Origin of the sequence: Parafrankia sp. FMc2 (genome assembly GCF_041008525.1) — a bacterium.
Lineage (GTDB): Bacteria > Actinomycetota > Actinomycetes > Frankiales > Frankiaceae > Parafrankia.
Window position 1 is genome coordinate 1 of record NZ_JBFLUG010000377.1, and the last position, 1,541, is coordinate 1,541.

Here is a 1,541-nt window from a genome sequence, read left to right on the forward strand (position 1 = left end):
GTAACTGGTCAGGTCTCGTAGATCGTCGGTTTTTGGTTTCGTGGCAGGCTGGGGCTCTTCGATGACCCGGCGACCCGGGGGTGTTGGCGCCGCGTGGTTGACCAGACCGTAGGGTCCGGGTGTGTCCGGTGATCCGCCCGCGCCGTCGGTGCCGTCGTATGACGAGCTCGCGGCGCTGGTGGTGGAGCAGGCGGCGCTGATCGTGCAGTTGCGGGCCGAGTTGGAACAGGCCCGGGCGCGGATCGCCGAGCTGGAGGCCCAGGTCGCGAAGACGTCGCGGAACTCGTCGAAACCACCGAGCTCCGACGGGCTGGCCAAGCCGCCCCCGACGTCGCTGCGGACGAGGACGGGCCGGCGCCCTGGTGGGCAGAACGGCCATCCGGGATCGACGCTGCGGATGGTCACCGATCCTGATGTGCGCCTGGCGCACGAACCGGGGCCGTGCGCGGGGTGCGGGACGTCGCTTGCGGGCCGTCCGGTGACCCGGACCGAACGCCGGCAGGTCTTCGACCTGCCCGAACTCCGCCCACATGTGACCGAACATCAGCTCCTCGAGCGGGAATGCGGCTGCGGGGCACGCACGAAGGCGACCCCACCTGCCGGGGTGAACGCCCCGGTCCAGTACGGGCCCCGGGTGACCGCGGCAGCGGTCTACCTGTATTCCGGCCAGTTCCTGTCGAAGGACCGGACCGCGACCGCGCTCGCGGAGCTGGTCGGGATCCCCCTGTCCGCGGGCACGGTCGCGGCGATGGCTACTCGGGCCGCCGCCGACCTGACCGGTTTCCTGACCGCTGTGCGTGACCTGCTCGCCGGCGCCGAGGTGGTCGGCGTGGACGAGACCGGGCTGCGCGTCGCCGGGCGGCTGCACTGGGTGCACTGCGCCCGCACCGGGAAGTACACGTTGATCGACTGCCATCCGAAACGCGGGACCACCGGGATCGACGCCCTCGGGGTGCTGACCGGTTTCGGTGGGGTCGTGGTCCACGACGCCTGGGCGCCGTATGACACCTACACGTCCGCCACCCACCAGCTGTGCGTCGCCCACGTGCTCCGTGAACTGCAGGCGATCACCGACACCGCCCCGGCCGGGACCTGGTGCTGGGCCACCCAGGCCGCCGACGCCCTCGTCGCCCTGCACCGCCTCACCGTCGACGCCGCCACCACCGCGGTCGACCCGGCCGACCTGGCGGCCCACACCCGGGCCCTGCGCCACGCCGCCCACATCGGGATCACCCAGACCTCACCGCGAGACACGACACTCATGGCCGCCCGCCACGCCTTGGCCTGCCGCCTCGTGGACCGCGAAACCGACTACCTGCGTTTCACCCGCGACCTGAGGGTTCCCGCGGACAACAACGGCGCGGAGCGCGACATTCGCATGATCAAACTGCGGCAGAAAGTATCCGGGTGTCTCCGCACCCTCACCGGCGCCCGCCAGTTCTGCGCGATCCGAAGCTACCTGTCCACCGCCACCAAACACGGCATCGGCCAGTTCCCCGCCCTCGTCCAACTCGCCGAGGGCCGCCCCTGGATGCCCGCAA

General features: G+C 71.2%; 1 protein-coding gene. It reads left to right on the top strand.

What is annotated here, in order from left to right:
- Window positions 1–121: 121 nt before the first annotated feature.
- On the top strand, window positions 122–1,541 hold a 1,420-nt coding region (tnpC, locus tag AB1460_RS37385; RefSeq protein ID WP_368967279.1), incomplete at its 3' end, for an IS66 family transposase.